The sequence below is a fragment of the Streptomyces sp. NPDC023541 genome (assembly GCF_055559995.1).
The window spans coordinates 226991-241804 of sequence record NZ_JBVHJO010000007.1 but is presented as its reverse complement, the minus strand read 5'-3'; the positions used below and the strand labels follow the sequence as shown (position 1 = coordinate 241804).

Here is a 14814-nt window from a genome sequence, read left to right as displayed (position 1 = left end):
CGTACGGCAGGGGGCCGGAGCTCCGGTTCTCCCTGGTTCGTTCATGGGTTCTAGTACGCGCCGGGCGGGCGGCGGCCCGACCGGCGGGACACGGCCTACGGGGTGCGCAGCACCACGGCCGAGGCCTGGCCGTGCGCGTCGGTCGTCAGGACCAGCGCGGGTCCGCCCGGCAGGGCCCGCGGGCCGTCCGCGGTGGCGACGGCGGGCAGCTCCGGATCCGGGGCGCCCCGGCCCGCGGTGGGCGGGGCGCACCGGTCGGCCAGGGCCCGCGCGGTCAGCGCGACCTGGAGCAGGGCGGTGGCGCCCGCGCAGTCCCCGAGGGCGCCGAAGGGGCTGTGGACGGGGGTGCCGGATCCGACGGCGCCGTGCACGGCGAAGGCCTCGGCGCGGTCGGTGTGCGGGTCGCCGGCGGCGGAGGAGCAGACGAGGGAGAGGTCCCCGGCCGGGACCCCGGCCTCGGCCAGGGCCGCCGCGAGGGCGGGAGCGGCGGCGCTCGCGCCGTCGGCGCCGCCCCGCAGGGCGCTCACGCCCGCGATCTCGGCGTGCACCCGGGCACCCCGGGCCCGCGCCCGTGCGGCGTCCTCGACGACGAGCACGACGGCCGCCTCGCCGGGCGGGGCGCCGGCCCGGGCCGCGCCGAACGGCCCCGGTGTGCCCGCCCGTTCACCCGCGGCCAGCCGCAGCGGGTCCAGCACGTCCACGGCCGCCACGAGCACGGCCTCCGCCTGGCCCGTACGGACGTAGTCGGCGGCGACGGTCAGCGCGTGCGCTCCGGAGCAGCGGCCGGCCGTGACGGTGACGATGCTGCCCTGCGCGCCGGCGGCGATGGACAGGTCCGAGGCCGCGGCGTTCAGGCTGCCCTGCGGGCCGGCGTACGGGCTGACCAGCTCCGGGCCGAGGGTCAGTCCGTCGCGCATCACCTGGAGGTAGCCCGTAAGGCCGCCGCCGGCGGTGCCCAGGACCACGGCGGTCTCCTCCGGGTCCGGGGCCGTCCCCGGTCCGAATCCGGCGTCCTGCCAGGCGAGCATCCCGACCCGGGAGACCAGCAGGGACTCGCGGCTGAGCGCGCGCAGCCGCTTGCGGCCGAAGGCCGGTACGTCGGGCAGGTCGTCGGCGAGCGCGCCGGCCGTGGCCTTCACCACGCCCGGGTACAGGCCGTCGGCGGCGGTGGCCCGTGTGAAGCCGGTCCGTCCGGCCAGCAGCGCCTCCCAGGTCGCGTCGAGGCTGCCGCCGAGCGGACTGGCCAGGGCGATGCCGGTGACGGCGGCCGTGGGGCTCATCGTGCGCTCCCTGCTGTGCTCGGGCGGGTGAAGACGGTGCATGCGGTGTTGCCCCCGAAGCCGAAGGCGTTGTTGACGGCGACCCGCACCGGCGTCTCGCGCGCCTGGCCGCGCACGACGTCGACGTCGCACTCCGGGTCCAGGTCGACCAGGTTGGCCGTGGGCGGGACCACCCCGTCGCGCAGCGCCAGGACGCACGCCACGGCCTCGATGGCGCTGGCCGCGCCCTGGGTGTGCCCGAGGGCTCCCTTCAGCGAGGTCACGGCGGGTGTGCGGGCTCCGAAGACGTCCCGCAGGGCCTGTGCCTCGACGCGGTCGTTGGAGGGGGTGCCGGTGCCGTGGGCGCTGACGTGGTCGACGCGGTCGGGGGAGATCCCGGCGGACTTCAGGGCCCGCAGCATGGAGCGGCGGGCGCCGCTGCCCTGCGGGTGCGGGGCCGTCATGTGGTGGGCGTCCGACGCCGAGGCCCAGCCCGCCAGTTCGGCGTGGACGTGCGCGCCGCGCCGGCGGGCGTGCTCGTAGGACTCCAGGACCAGCGCGGCCGCCCCCTCCGAGACGATGAGCCCCGCGCGGTCGCGGTCGAAGGGCCGCAGGAAGTCGGGGGCCAGTGAGCGCAGGCTGGAGAACATCATCATGATGCCGCTGGACAGTTCGTCGACCCCGCCGGCGATCATCACGTCGGCGCGGCCCGCCCGGATGGTGTCGGCGGCGTGGGCGAGCGCGCTGTTGCCCGAGGCGCAGGCCGTGGCGACGGCCAGGCCCGGTCCGAGGAAGCCCAGTTCGCGGGCCACCGCGTCCGTGAGGTCCGGCGCCGGCCGCGGCCCCGGGTACGGCGCCCCGTGGGGGCCCGCGCCGCGGTGGAAGCCGGTCACGGCCGGTTCGAGCCCGGCGCGGCTGCCGAGGAGCGTGCCCAGGCAGACGCCGGCCCGGTACGGGTCGCCGGTCCACCGGGGGATCCCCGCGTCGGCCGCCGCCGCGGCGGCCGCGGCCCTGGCGAGCGCCAGGCTGCGCTCACCGCCGGCCCGCGGCGCGTCGAAGCCGGGCACCTCGCCGGCCAGCGCGGCCGGGAAGTCGGCCGCGTCGGGACGCGTCAGCGGGCCGGTGCCCACCACTCCGCGGACCGCGGCGTCCCAGAAGCCCGCCACGGTCGTGCCGATCGGCGTGAGCACGCCGAGCCCGGTCACGACGACCCGCGCGGGTCCCGTCTGCGCTGCCATCGCTGCCATCACCGCGCTCCCTCAGTTGCTGATGCCGCCATCGACCCGGATCACCTGTCCCGTGATGTAGGCGGCGCGGTCCGACGCGAGGAACGCCACGGTGTCGGCCACCTCCCCTGCGGTGCCGATCCGGCGGAGCGGGATCGTGGCGATGACGCCGTCGCGCGCCTTCGCCGTCATGCCGTCGGTCATGTCCGTCGCGATCAGGCCGGGCGCCACCACGTTGGCGCGGATGCCGAAGCGGGCCACTTCCTTGGACAGCGACTTGGTGAAGCCGATGATCCCGGCCTTGGAGGCCGCGTAGTTGGTCTGCGTGGCGCTGCCGTGGACGCCCGCCACGGACGACACGGTGACGATGCTTCCCCGGCCCTGCTTGATGAGGGCGAAGACGGCGGCGCGGCACACGTTGTAGGTGCCGGTCAGGTTGGTGTCGATGACGCTGTTCCAGGCGTCCTGGCCCATCGTCACCAGCGGGCCGTCGTGGACGATGCCCGCGCTGGTGACGAGTGCGTCGATCTGCCCCAGCCGTTCCTGCGTCCGCTCCAGGAAGCCGCGTACGGCGTCGGCGTCGGTCACGTCCACGGACGCGTCGAAGACCCGGCCGCCGTGCTCGGCGGCGAGGCGCTCGACCGCGTCGGCGTCGGCGGGCCGGGAGCGGTAGCAGTAGCCGACGTCGTACCCGTCGGAGAGGAACCGCTCCACGACGGCCCGGCCGATGCCGCGCGACCCGCCGGTGACGACCGCGACCCTGCGCGTGTCGTGCGGCATCAGGCGGCGAGCTTCTCGGCCAGCAGGTCGTGGACGACCTTGAAGGACCGCATCAGCTGGAGGTTCGACTCCTCCATCTTCACCTGGTACTTGCGCTCCAGGGTGACGAGGATCTCCAGCGCCAGGAGGGAGTCGACGTCGAGGTCCTCCTTGAAGTCGGCGGTGTCGGTCACCTCGGAGGGGTCGACGTCCAGGATCTCCGCGATGGTGGAGCGCAGGTCCTCGGTGTCCAGTACGGCGGCGGCGCTGGTGGTCTGCTCGGACATGATCGTTTTCTCCTGGGATGGGTGTGCGGGTGGTGCGGGGGAGGGTCAGACGAGGCCTTCGCCGCCGTCGACGTCGATGACGTTGCCGGTCATCCACGAGGAGTCGGTGGCCGAGAGCATGACGACGGCCTCGGCGACGTCCTCGGGGACCGTCAGGCGGCCGTGCGGGTTCGACTCCGTGGCGTAGCGGGCCAGTCCCTCGCTGCCGGGGATGCGCAGCAGCGCCGGGGTGAGGGTCAGGCCGGCGCGCAGGGCGTTCACCGAGACGCCGGAGGGAGCCAGCTCGACGGCGAGCTGGCGCACGTGCGAGGCCAGGGCGGACTTGGCGGCGGACACGGCGCCGTAGCTGGGCATCACCCGGCCGTCGCCGCGGCTGGTGAGCGCGAACACCTTGGCGCCGGCCGGCAGCAGGCCGGCGACGTACAGGTCGCGCACCCAGTACACGAGGCTGTGGCCCATGACGTCGACGGTCATGTCCATCTGGCGCGGGGTGATGACGTCCTCCTGGCCCTCCTGCGGGAGGAAGGGCAGCAGGCTGCCGAAGGCGAGGGAGTGCAGCAGCACCCGTACGCCCCCGGGCCCGGCCAGCTCCTTGAGGACCGGCACCAGTTCGGCGCGGGTCTGCTTGCTGGCGGCGTTGCAGTTGTGGAAGGACACCTGCACGCCCGTGGCGCGCAGCTCCGCCACCAGCTCGTCGGCCTCCTCCTGCTGGGCCGCCGTGCCGAAGTGGACGCCGAAGATGTTGGCGCCCTCCTTGGCCATGGCCAGGGCGGTGGCCCGGCCCATGCCGCTGGAGGCGCCCAGGATCAGGCACCAGGAGCCCTTGAGGGATGTCAGCATGCGTACCTCTCAGTCGGTGTGTTCGGGGGTGTGTGCCGTGGCGAGCGCGACGTTGCCCGCGCGGGAGGCGGTGACGACGAGCCGGCGGCCGGCGCCCGCCGGGAGGGGGCGTGCGGCCAGCCGGACCACCGGGGCCAGGGCTCCGGCCCGCGCCCCGGACCGGCGCGTGGACACCGGTGCGCGGTCGGCGCACCAGGAGCGCAGGGCGTCGGCGACGGCGTCGCCGACCGGCGAGGGGTCGGCCAGCAGCTCGACCTCGTCCGGTGCGGGCCCGTCCGCGCCCAGCGCGTCCAGGGCCTGCCGTACGGAGTCCCGGGCGCGGCGGCGGCCCTCCGCGGCGGCCAGGGCCGGCGGCGGGACGAAGCGCAGTACGGTCCGCAGGACCGCCCCGCCGGCCGGTACGGGCCCTCCGCCCGGGCGGAGCACGAACAGCGCGGCGCCCGCCTCCGGTTCGGCGTCGCCCGCCCGCGGGTCGGGGGCCTCGGCGGCCCCGGCCAGCGTCACGGCGGCGCGTCCCGCGGCCAGTTCGAGGGCGGCCAGGTGCAGGGCCTCGACGCCGGCCACCCGCGGCGAGGTCACGGTCAGGTTGAAGCCCTTGAGCTGGTGCTCGGCCGACAGGCGGCCGGCGACGAGGTTCACCGCGAAGTACGGCACGCTCATCGGGCTCAGCGCGGAGGCCCCCTCGCGGCGGACGGTCTCGTCGATGGCCGCGTGCAGGGCCGCCACGGCGCTGTTGGTGCCGACGACGGCTCCGCGCAGCTCCGGGGCCGCGGTGTGCGGGTCCGCGTGCGGGCCGGAGTCCTCCAGGGCCGTCCGGGCCGCGGCGAGCAGGTACTGGCAGGCGGGCGGCAGGTACTTGTACCCGCGGCCGAGCCGCGCCCGGTGGTCGAACCAGGGCTCCGCCGGGCCGGTCCCCTCCGGCGGCAGGACCAGTCCCGCCCCGTGGACGACGGACTCTGCCACCACGACACGTACCGTCACCGCGCCCCGCCCCCGAACACCATCGTGAAGTTGCTCCCGCCGAACGCGTAGGCGTTGACCAGGACGTTCGGCTGCCGCAGCACGGTCGGTCCGTCCTGTGGCAGCCAGACGGGACACTCCGGGTCCTGCTGCGCGAGCGCGGTGTTCGCCGGGATCTCCCCGTGCCGGACCATCAGCGCCGCGGACACGGCGGCGAAGGCGGCGGCGGCGCCGGCGGTGTGCCCGATGAAGGCCTTCAGGCTGAACAGCGGGGTGTGCGCGGCGCGGTCGGCGAGGAGTTCGCGCAGGACCTGGTACTCGACCACGTCGTTCTGCCGGGTGCCGGTGCCGTGCGGGACGACGCACCCGATGTCGCCGGGACCGCGCCCGGCCTCCGCCAGGGCCGCGCGGGCCACCCGTACCAGCTGCTCGCCGCCGGGATCGGGCGCGGTGGGGTGGTGGGCGTCGCAGCTCCACGCGGTCCCCAGCACCCGGCCGTAGACGGCCCGGCCCGCCGCGGCCCGGGCGGACTGCAGGACCAGCACGGCGGCCCCCTCGCCGAAGACGGTCCCCCGGCGGCCGGCGTCGAAGGGCCGGCAGGTCTCGGGGTCGGCCGCGCCCAGCCGGCTGAAGCTCGCCAGGGGCACCCGGGAGATGCCCTCCGCACCCCCGAGCAGCACGGTGTCGGCCTCGCCGCGGCGGATCAGGTCCACGGCGACGGACAGCGCGTAGCCGCTCGCGGCGCAGGCGTTGCTGACGCTGATGTTCGGCCCGAAGGCGGTGAGTTCGGCGCCGACCGTGGATGCGACGGAGAACATGGGCTCCCAGGACCCCGCCGCCGGAGCCGTCCCGTCCCCGGCGCCCTCGCCGCCCGGCCCTTCCTCGCGCCCGCCGCTCTCGCCGACGGCCGTACCGATCACCACGGCGGCTTCCGAGACCTCGTGCGCGCCCAGGCCGGCGTCGGCGATCGCCTCGCGGGCGGCGGTCAGCGCGAACCGCGCGGCACGGCCCGGGGCGCCGGAGGGCGCGTCCGCCGTACCGGTCCCGTCGTCGGGCACCTGGTAGGCGAGTACGTCGGGCACGTGCTCGGTCAGACCCGGTACGGGGGTGGGCCGCGAGGCGGCGGCCTTCAGCCCGGTCCAGAACGCGTCCGCGGTGGCGCCGAGGCAGCTGACGGCGCCGATTCCGGTCACGAAGACGTCGGGGGTGGCAGAGGGGCGCAAGGGTCAACTCACTCTCGTGGGAGCCGCGGAAGGCTGCGCGGCCGACCCGGCGATCAGCAGGCGGACGGCGTCGGCGAACGGCCGGGGCCGCTCGGTCATCGGGAAGTGGCCGCAGCCCCGCAGCAGTTCGAACCGCCCCTGCGGCAGCGCGGCCGCCAGCAGCCCGGCCTCCCGCGGCGGCGCGAAGCGGTCCTGCTCCCCGGCCACGACGAGCACCGGCAGGTCGAGGCCGCCGACGTCGACGAAGGGGCTGCGCAGGTAGCTCTCCCAAAAGCGCGTCCAGCCGTACGGGCCGACGCGGTCGCGCACGAGCAGGGCCATGTCCCGGCGGGTCTGCGGTGACAGCCGCCGCGCCGAGGCGACGCCCAGCGCCTCCTCGAACACCTCCTGGAAGATGCCGAGGTAGTGGCCGGCGTCGTCCCAGTGGAAGTCGGCCGGGTCGCGTCGGTGGAAGGGCGACACGGCCACCAGGGCGCGGGGCCGTCCGGCGTGCGGGACGCGGGCGAGGTGCTCCACGGCGAGGACGGCGGAGAAGGAATGGGCGACGAGGACGTCGGCCCCGCCGGGGACCGCGTCCAAGGCGCGGCCGATCCACTCGGCGGGGTCGCCGCGGTGGCTCCACGAGGTCGGGCCGCCGACTCCCCACGGCAGCTCGGCCGTCCACAATTCGACCTCGTCCGCGGCGTGTTCACCGAAGGCCGTCCAGGTGGTCGCGCTCGCGGCCAGCCCGTGCAGGGCGAGCACGCGCACCGCGCCACCGCCGCGGGCGGGCCGCCCCATTCGGACCGCGAGACCGTTCCCGCCCATTCGCACCCCGTTCCTGGATCTTTGCGGCCAGTTCCTCGAAAAAGTGGCGACGATCCGGAAATTGCGATTTCCTGCCAAGCCGACGGCGAGCGTACCCGGGGGATGCTAAAACGCCACTAAACAGTTCTGCCCGCAGGGCCGTCGTCCTGGTGAAGCAAAAGTTAAGGCGGGCTTTAGGGGGCTTTTTAGGGAGCGTGTTTAGGCTTTTGCGGAAGTCGAAACGAGGAGAGAGCGATGCTCGATAAGGTCATAGACCGGCTGCACGATCCAGCGGTCTACGCCCTGCCCGCCATGGCGTTGCTGATCGTGATCGAGATGCTGGCGATCAAGTTCGGTGACGACCACGACGAGCGGCCCGGATACGACCTGCGCGACCACCGCGCGAGCATCCTCACGGGCTTCGGCGCGCTGTTCTCGTCCACCATGCTGCGGACCGTGGCGCTCGCGCTCTACCTGCTCGTGTACGAGTACGTGGCGCCCTGGCACCTGTCGTCCTCGTCCTGGACCACATGGGTCGTCCTCTTCTTCGGCGTGGAGTTCCTCCTCTACTGGTACCACCGCGCCGCGCACGGCATCCGGCTCATCTGGGCCGGTCACCAGGTGCACCACTCCAGCCAGTACTTCAACCTCTCGACCGCGCTGCGCCGCAAGTGGGCCCAGTGGTTCGAGAAGATGATCTGGCTGCCGCTCCCGCTGCTCGGCGTGCACCCCGCGCTGGTCTTCACGATGCATTCGGCCCACCTCGTGTACGGGCTCTTCGCGCACACCGAGAAGATCGGAAAGCTGCCCCGCTGGTTCGAGTACGTCTTCGTGACGCCCTCGCACCACCGCGTGCACCACGGCAACGACCCGGAATACCTGGACAAGAACTTCGGCAGCATCCTCATCCTCTGGGACCGGATCTTCGGGACCTTCCAGCCCGAGGTGCAGCGCCCCACGTACGGCCTGACCAAGCAGATCGAGACCTTCTCCATCTGGAAGATCCAGGTCCACGAGTTCGGCAACATGTTCCGCGACGTGCGCGGCGCGAGCACGCTGCGCCACAAGCTCGGCTACGTCTTCGGCCCGCCCGGCTGGAAGCCCGCCGAGGACGGCTCCGGCCGCCGTGACGGCGCCGGCAAGCGCGACGGCGCCGGCCGGACGGCCGCCGCGGGACAGCCGGGTGAGCTCCTGACATGAGCGGGGCGACCGGACACACCGCGGCCGCGGAGGGGCAGGGCGGCCCGCCCTCCCCGCCGCGCCGCGGGGTACGGGGCCACCCCTGGCTGACCCTGCTGACCCTGTCGGTCGGGGCCATGATGGTCTCGCTCGACGGCACCATCGTCACCGTCGCCCAGCCGGCCATGCAGGCCGACCTCGACGCGAGCCTGACCGGCATCCAGTGGGTGACGAACGGCTACCTGCTCGCCGTCGCCGCCCTGCTCATCGCCGCCGGCAGGCTCGGCGACCGCTACGGCCACCGCACCGTCTTCCTCATCGGCGCCGCCGGCTTCACGGCCACCTCGGTGGCCATCGGCGCCTCCGACAGCCTGGGCCGGGTCATCGCACTGCGCGTCCTCCAGGGCGTGTTCGGCGCGCTGATGCAGCCCGCCACCCTCGGCCTGCTGCGCACCGCCTTCCCGGCCGACCGGCTCAACATGCCGATCGCCGTGCGCAGCGCCGTCATCGCCGCGTCCACCGCGGCCGGCCCCGTCGTCGGCGGCCTGCTCGTCGAACACGCCGCCTGGAGCTGGGTGTTCTACCTGAACGTGCCGCTCGGCGCGGTCGCCCTGGCCCTCGGCGTCACGGTGCTGCGCGACGTGCGCGGCGAGCGGCCGCCCGGCCGCCCGGACCTGGCCGGCATGGCCGTCCTGGGCGCCGCGCTGTGCCTGTTCGTCGGGGGCCTGGCCACGGTCGCCGACCAGGGCCGCCCCGACGCCCGTACTCTGGCGCTGCTGGCCGCGGCGCTGCTCCTCGGTGCCTTCTTCACCTGGTGGGAGCGGCGCACCGCCGACCCGCTGGTCCCACCCCGCATCTTCCGGTCGGTCCGCTTCACCGTCGGAATCCTGGCCATGCTCGCCATGTCCTTCGTGATGTTCGGCGCGCCGTTCGTCCTGATCTTCTACCTGCAGAACGTGCTCGGGCTGACCCCCGCCGAGTCGGGCGTCCGCGTCCTGGGGCTGACCCTGCTGATGATCGTGGGCGCGCCGTTCGCGGCGATGTGGATCAGCAGGTCCGGGCCCCGGGCCCCGGTGGTCGCCGGACTGCTGGTGACCGCGGCGGCCATGTGCGCCCTGTCCCGTCTCGACGCGCAGTCCGGGACGCTGGAGACGACGCTGTGCTTCTTCCTGCTCGGGCTCGGCTTCAGCCCGGTCATGGTCGGCGCCACCAAGCTCGTCATCAGCAGCGCACCGGTCGAACTGTCGGGTGTCGCCGGCGGCATGCAGCAGACGGCCATGCAAGTGGGCGGAAGTCTGGGCACCGCCACCGCGGGCGCCCTCGTCGCGGCCCACGCCGCTTCCGCCCTGCCCGGCCGCCTCGCCGCGGAGGGCGTCGAGATCGCCCCCGGCGCCCTGGACGCGGCCGTACGCGCGGTGGCCGTGGGCCTCGCGCCCGATCCGGGGACGGTGGACGCGGCGCGCTCCACCCTCACGGACATCGCCCGGGCCGTGTTCCTGGAGGGCATGCAGCACGCCCTGCTCGCCACTGCGGCGGTGGCCGCCCTCGGCGCGGTGGCCGGCCTCTTCGCGGGCCCCGGCCGGGCGGGCGCGGAGCACGCGGACCCGGAGCACGCCGACTCGGAGCACACCGACCCGGAGCACGCGAGCGGGGGGCGCACGAAGTGATCGAGCGGATCCTGCCCGCTTGCGTGGCCAGTTCGGCGGAGTACGCGGACCCACCCGGCGCCGTCTCCCGCCTCCACCCCGAGGAACGCGCGGCCGTGGTGCGCGCCTCGGAAGGACGCAGACGGACCTTCGCCACCGGACGGCTCTGCGCCCGCCGCGCACTGGACCGCCTGGGCGTGCCCGCCGGGCCCGTCGCCGTGGGCGGCTCCGGAGAACCGCTGTGGCCCACGGGCGTGGCCGGCGCCATCACCCACTGTGACGGCTACCGGGCGGCGGCCGCCGCCCGGTCCGCCGATCTGACGGGACTCGGCATCGACGCCGAACCGCACGTCCCGCTGCCCCCGGGAGTCCTGGAGGCGGTGGCGCTCCCGCACGAGCGCGTCCGGCTCCGGACGCTGGCCCGGTCCAGGCCGGGTCTGCACTGGGACACGGTCCTCTTCAGCGCCAAGGAGTCCGTCTACAAGACGTGGTTCCCGCTCACCGGGCGCTGGCTCGACTTCACCCAGGCCGAACTGCGGTTCCACCCGGAACCCGGCCCGGCCACCACCGACGGCGAGTTCCACGCACGCCTCCTGGCCGACGGCCCGGAGGTGGCCGGCCGTACCGTCCGGCATTTCGACGGACGCTGGCTGGTGGCCGACGGCCTGGTATTCACGGCCGTCACCGTTTGACCGACCAATTTGAATTACCGGCAATTGCATTATGTGGGCCGCCCCGATGATGCTGCGCCCCCTCACGCACGAATGCGGACAACAGGAGAATCGGCATGACTACTGGGACGACAGAGGCACGCGGGGACCACAGGACGACCGGAGCCCGGCAGCTCCGCGACCTCTTCGCCCGCCCGGGCACCGTACGCATCATCGGCGCGCACAACCCGCTCGGGGCGCGCCTCGCCGAGCGGGCTGGCTTCGACGGCGTCTGGTCGAGCGGCCTGGAGGTCTCCGCCTCCCAGGGCGTGCCCGACACCGACATCCTGACCATGAGCGAACTCCTCGCCACCGCCACCTCGTTGGCGGCCGCCGTCGATGTTCCCGTGGTCGCCGACTGCGACGCCGGCTACGGCAACGCCCACAACGTCATGAACATGATCCGCCGCTACGAGGCGGCCGGGATCGCCGGCGTGTCCATCGAGGACAAGCGCTTCCCGAAGGTCAACAGCTTCATCCCGGGCCGTCAGGAACTGGCTCCCATCGCCGAGTTCTGCGGCAAGCTGCGCGCCGCCAAGGCCGCCCAGAGCACCCCGGACCTCATGGTCATCGCCCGCATCGAGGCCCTCATCGCGGGCTGGGGCATGGACGAGGCACTGCGCCGCGGCGAGGCCTACGCGGCGGCCGGCGCCGACGCCGTACTGATCCACGCCAAGGGCAGCTCCCCGGAGCCGGTCCTGCGCTTCCTCGAACGCTGGACCCTGCCCACCCCCGTGGTCGTCGTCCCCACCACCTACCACACCATCACCGCCACCGAACTGGCCGAAGCCGGCGCCAAGATGGTCATCTACGCCAACCACGGTCTGCGCGCGGGCATCGCCGCCGTCAGCGAGACCTTCGCCTCGATCCTGCGCGACGACCGCACCACCGGCATCGAGGACCGGATCGCACCCCTGTCCACCGTGTTCGACCTCCAGGGCATGGCCCTCCAGAAGCGCCACGAGGCCGAGTTCATCACCCCGTACGCCGGCCGCGCCCGGGCCGTCGTCGTCCCCGGCCGGCCCACCGCCCCCGCCGCCGGCCTGCTCGCCGAGCAGAGCGCCGCACTGCGCCGGGCGGACATCGAATCGGTGTCCGCCACCGCGGGCGCCGACGCCGCGCGGGCCCCGCAGGACGTCACGCTCCTGCCCGCCCAGGCCGACGCCACCGGCGCCGTACTCGCCCTGGACGACGACGCCCTGAGCGGCACCGTGCTGGTCTCCGGCGACGTCTTCGTCGAGGGCGAGCCGCTGCGCCGCCTCGTCGCCGCGGGCGGCGACATCGCCGTGCTCGTCGACGTGTCCGGCGGACCCGGCGCCGAGCGCCGCGCCGACGCCCTGCCGCTGACCCTCGACTCCACGCTCCGCGGCGGCCGCCGGCTCGGCGGCGCCTCCGGCAGCGAGGTCCTCGCCGTCGCCGGTACCGAGGCGGACGGCGAGTTCGCCGGCGCCGCGGCCTTCTCCGCCCAGGGCTTCGCCGCACTGCGCCAGGTCGCCGAGAAGCGCCGCGCCGACGGCAGCGAGGGCACCCTGGCCGACCTGCTCACCGACCTGCTCGCCGCCGGGCACCGGGTCGGCGCGGTCGAGATCGGCTCCGGCTGGCTGGAACTGCGGACCGCGCAGGACATCGCCCGCGCCACCGAGCTGTTCGCCACCCGGGAGGGCGGACAGTGAGCACCGGACCCCTTCAGGCGCGCACCCTGGTCGAACTGCTCCGTCAGCAGGGGCACGGCCCGTTCACCGGCGTGCCCTGCTCCTTCCTCGGCCCGGTCATCTCCTGCTTGGAGGCCGAGCACCCGCAGGAGTACGTCATCGCGGCCAACGAGGGCGAGGCCGTGGCCCTGGCCGCGGGCGCCGTCCTCGCCGGACGCCGCCCGGTGGTCATCCTCCAGAACTCCGGCCTCGGCAACACCGTCAACCCGCTGACCTCCCTCTGCCACACCCTGCGCCTGCCGGTCCTGCTCCTCGTCACCTGGCGCGGCCGTCCCGGCCGGCCCGACGAGCCCCAGCACGAGCTGATGGGCCGGATCACCCAGGACATGCTGACGTCCATGGGCGTGCGCAACGAGGTGCTCCCCGACGACCCCGCGCTCCTCGCCGAGCGCCTCGACGTGGCCGCCGAGCACATGGACACCACCGGACTGCCGTTCGCGTTCATCGTGCCCAAGGGGGCCGTCGCCCCCTACGAGGCCCCCGCCGCCGCGGCCCCCGTCCCGGCAGCCGGCCCGCAGCTGATGAAGCGGGCCGAGGCGATCGGCCACATCGTCTCCGCCATGGACCCCGACACCCTGCTCGTCGCCACCACCGGCAAGACCGCCCGGGAACTGGAACACGACTGGGACCGCCCGCAGAACCTGTACGTCGTCGGCTCCATGGGTTGCGCCTCCAGCGTGGCCCTCGGCGTCGCCCTGCACACCCCCGACCGCCGGGTCGCCGTACTCGACGGCGACGGTGCGGCCCTGATGCGGCTGGAGGCCATGGCCACCATCGGCCGCCACGCCGACACCGACCTGTGCCACCTCCTGCTGGACAACGAGTCCTACGAGTCCACCGGCGGGCAGCCCACCGCCTCCGCCGGGGTGGACTTCGCGGCGATCGCCGCGGCCTGCGGCTACCGGGCCACCCACGACGTCCGCGACGCCGGCGCCCTGCGCGCCGCCGTCCTGCGCGCACAGCAGGACGGGGGAGCCCACCTGGTCCGCGTCCGCATCGCCCCCGGATCGGACCCGAACCTCGGCCGCCCGGCCCTCGCCCCGCCCGCCTCGGCGGCCCGATTCAAGGAAGCGATCGCCCGATGAACGACAGCACGCCGCCGCGCCCGGAACGCCTCGTCCTGATGAACCCCGGCCCCGTCATCACCGACGACCGGGTGCGCACGGCGCTCGCCGGACCCGACATGTGCCACCGCGAGCCGGAGTTCTCCGACCTCCTCACCCGCGTCCGGCACAAGACCACCCTCGCCGCGGGCGGCGACGACCGGCACACCTCCGTCGTCCTCACCGGCTCGGGCACCGCCGCCGTCGAGGCCGCCGTCAGCTCGGCCGTGCCCCACGACGGAGGCCTGCTGGTCATCGACAACGGCCACTACGGCGAACGGTTCCGGCACATCGCGGACGCCCACGGCATCCGCGCCCACCGGCTCGAACTGGGCTGGGCCACACCCGTGGACCTCGCCGCCGTCGACCGGGCCCTGGCCGCGGACCCCGGACTGACCCACGTGGGCGTGGTCCACCACGAGACCAGCAGCGGCATGCTCAACGACGTCGCCGCCGTGACCCGGATCGCGCACGCCCACGGCCGCGAGGTCGTCGTGGACGCCGTCAGCAGCATCGGCGCGGAACGCATCTCCCTGGCCGCCGACGGCGTCGACTGGCTGGCGGGCTCCGCCAACAAGTGCCTCGAAGGAGCCCCCGGCCTCGGCTTCGTCAGCGCCGCCAGGACCTCCTTCGAAGCCCTGGCCGGCCACCCCCGCCGCGGCTACTACCTCGACCTGCACCGGCACTACGCCGCCCAGGAGAAGGCCCAGGCCCCCGCCTTCACCCCGGCCATCCCCGGCTTCTACGCCTTCGACGCCGCCCTCGACCTGGCCCTCGCCGAGGGCTGGGAGGCCCGCCACGCCCGCTACACCGCCCTCGCCCGGCGGCTGCGCGACGGCCTGGAGGCGCTCGGCCTGGAGATCCTGCTCCCGCCCGGGCAGCGCGCCGCCTCCCTGACCGCCGTCCGCATCCCGGCCGGCTGCCGCTACGCCGAGCTGCACGGCGGCCTGCGCGCGGAGGGCTTCGTCATCTACAGCGCCCAGGAACAGCTGGCGGCGGACTTCTTCCGGCTCTCCACGATGGGGCAGATGACGGAGCAGGACATCGACCGCTTCCTCGCCGCGCTCACCCGGATCCTGACGGCCCGCGGCTGACGGCCCGCCACCGACGGCCCCGAGCCCCGG

Annotated in this window: 14 protein-coding genes; 6 read left to right on the top strand and 8 right to left on the bottom strand. The window is 74.6% G+C overall.

All coding sequences use genetic code 11. The annotated features are described in order from the left end of the window. Positions 1–95: 95 nt before the first annotated feature. The 8 genes from ACZ3X1_RS19645 to ACZ3X1_RS19610 are packed head-to-tail and all read right to left on the bottom strand — an operon-like array spanning position 96 to position 7361. The gene (locus ACZ3X1_RS19645) at positions 96–1280 is read right to left on the bottom strand and encodes a beta-ketoacyl synthase N-terminal-like domain-containing protein (protein ID WP_467280423.1); all 1185 of its coding nucleotides are present in this window, start codon (positions 1278–1280) and stop codon (positions 96–98) included. After that, a complete protein-coding gene (locus ACZ3X1_RS19640; protein WP_467280422.1) occupies positions 1277–2506 on the bottom strand; it encodes a beta-ketoacyl-[acyl-carrier-protein] synthase family protein in 1230 nt (409 codons plus the stop codon). The genes ACZ3X1_RS19645 and ACZ3X1_RS19640 overlap by 4 nt, the downstream gene beginning before the upstream one ends. A gap of 12 nt (positions 2507–2518) precedes the next feature. After that, entirely contained in the window at positions 2519–3265 is a 747-nt protein-coding gene (gene fabG, locus ACZ3X1_RS19635) for a 3-oxoacyl-ACP reductase FabG (protein ID WP_356815916.1), read from the bottom strand. Continuing rightward, on the bottom strand, positions 3265–3531 hold the full coding sequence (locus ACZ3X1_RS19630) for an acyl carrier protein (RefSeq protein WP_467280421.1): 267 nt from the start codon (positions 3529–3531) through the stop codon (positions 3265–3267). The genes fabG and ACZ3X1_RS19630 overlap by 1 nt, the downstream gene beginning before the upstream one ends. 45 nt (positions 3532–3576) lie before the next feature. Beyond that, positions 3577–4371, bottom strand: a complete 795-nt coding sequence (locus tag ACZ3X1_RS19625) for an SDR family oxidoreductase (protein WP_356815915.1) — start codon at positions 4369–4371, stop codon at positions 3577–3579. A 9-nt stretch (positions 4372–4380) separates the two neighbouring features. Then, positions 4381–5337 (bottom strand): beta-ketoacyl synthase N-terminal-like domain-containing protein, encoded by a 957-nt coding sequence (locus ACZ3X1_RS19620; protein ID WP_356815914.1) that lies wholly within the window; start codon positions 5335–5337, stop codon positions 4381–4383. A gap of 11 nt (positions 5338–5348) precedes the next feature. Then, on the bottom strand, positions 5349–6554 hold the full coding sequence (locus ACZ3X1_RS19615; protein ID WP_467280420.1) for a beta-ketoacyl-[acyl-carrier-protein] synthase family protein: 1206 nt from the start codon (positions 6552–6554) through the stop codon (positions 5349–5351). A 3-nt stretch (positions 6555–6557) separates the two neighbouring features. After that, on the bottom strand, positions 6558–7361 hold the full coding sequence (locus tag ACZ3X1_RS19610) for an alpha/beta fold hydrolase (RefSeq protein WP_467280419.1): 804 nt from the start codon (positions 7359–7361) through the stop codon (positions 6558–6560). Between the two features lie 234 nt (positions 7362–7595). Between ACZ3X1_RS19610 and ACZ3X1_RS19605 the strand changes: the two genes are divergently transcribed. The 6 genes from ACZ3X1_RS19605 (at position 7596) to ACZ3X1_RS19580 (ending at position 14784) form a co-directional block, all read left to right on the top strand. After that, positions 7596–8540, top strand: coding sequence for a sterol desaturase family protein (locus ACZ3X1_RS19605; RefSeq protein ID WP_467280418.1), 945 nt, complete (start codon positions 7596–7598; stop codon positions 8538–8540). Further along, a complete protein-coding gene (locus tag ACZ3X1_RS19600) occupies positions 8537–10186 on the top strand; it encodes an MFS transporter (protein WP_362625600.1) in 1650 nt (549 codons plus the stop codon). Before ACZ3X1_RS19605 ends, ACZ3X1_RS19600 begins: the two co-directional genes overlap by 4 nt. Before the next feature lie 23 nt (positions 10187–10209). Then, entirely contained in the window at positions 10210–10857 is a 648-nt protein-coding gene (locus ACZ3X1_RS19595; RefSeq protein WP_467280417.1) for a 4'-phosphopantetheinyl transferase family protein, read from the top strand. Between the two features lie 95 nt (positions 10858–10952). Continuing rightward, the gene (locus ACZ3X1_RS19590) at positions 10953–12548 is read left to right on the top strand and encodes an isocitrate lyase/phosphoenolpyruvate mutase family protein (protein WP_467280416.1); all 1596 of its coding nucleotides are present in this window, start codon (positions 10953–10955) and stop codon (positions 12546–12548) included. Further along, positions 12545–13672: a phosphonopyruvate decarboxylase gene (aepY, locus tag ACZ3X1_RS19585; RefSeq protein ID WP_467280415.1), complete on the top strand. Its 1128-nt coding sequence runs from the start codon at positions 12545–12547 to the stop codon at positions 13670–13672. Before ACZ3X1_RS19590 ends, aepY begins: the two co-directional genes overlap by 4 nt. Next, on the top strand, positions 13669–14784 hold the full coding sequence (locus ACZ3X1_RS19580; RefSeq protein ID WP_362625595.1) for a 2-aminoethylphosphonate aminotransferase: 1116 nt from the start codon (positions 13669–13671) through the stop codon (positions 14782–14784). The genes aepY and ACZ3X1_RS19580 overlap by 4 nt, the downstream gene beginning before the upstream one ends. The last annotated feature ends 30 nt before the right edge of the window (positions 14785–14814 follow it).

Bases quoted from the DNA above. Each gene is read 5' to 3' on its own strand.
- ACZ3X1_RS19645 (WP_467280423.1), bottom strand. From the start codon at position 1,280: ATGAGCCCCACGGCCGCCGTCACCGGCATCGCCCTGGCCAGTCCGCTC.
- ACZ3X1_RS19630 (WP_467280421.1), bottom strand. From the start codon at position 3,531: ATGTCCGAGCAGACCACCAGCGCCGCCGCCGTACTGGACACCGAGGAC.
- ACZ3X1_RS19640 (WP_467280422.1), bottom strand. From the start codon at position 2,506: ATGGCAGCGATGGCAGCGCAGACGGGACCCGCGCGGGTCGTCGTGACC.
- ACZ3X1_RS19610 (WP_467280419.1), bottom strand. From the start codon at position 7,361: ATGGGCGGGAACGGTCTCGCGGTCCGAATGGGGCGGCCCGCCCGCGGC.
- ACZ3X1_RS19580 (WP_362625595.1), top strand. From the start codon at position 13,669: ATGAACGACAGCACGCCGCCGCGCCCGGAACGCCTCGTCCTGATGAAC.
- ACZ3X1_RS19625 (WP_356815915.1), bottom strand. From the start codon at position 4,371: ATGCTGACATCCCTCAAGGGCTCCTGGTGCCTGATCCTGGGCGCCTCC.
- ACZ3X1_RS19600 (WP_362625600.1), top strand. From the start codon at position 8,537: ATGAGCGGGGCGACCGGACACACCGCGGCCGCGGAGGGGCAGGGCGGC.
- ACZ3X1_RS19605 (WP_467280418.1), top strand. From the start codon at position 7,596: ATGCTCGATAAGGTCATAGACCGGCTGCACGATCCAGCGGTCTACGCC.
- ACZ3X1_RS19590 (WP_467280416.1), top strand. From the start codon at position 10,953: ATGACTACTGGGACGACAGAGGCACGCGGGGACCACAGGACGACCGGA.
- fabG (WP_356815916.1), bottom strand. From the start codon at position 3,265: ATGCCGCACGACACGCGCAGGGTCGCGGTCGTCACCGGCGGGTCGCGC.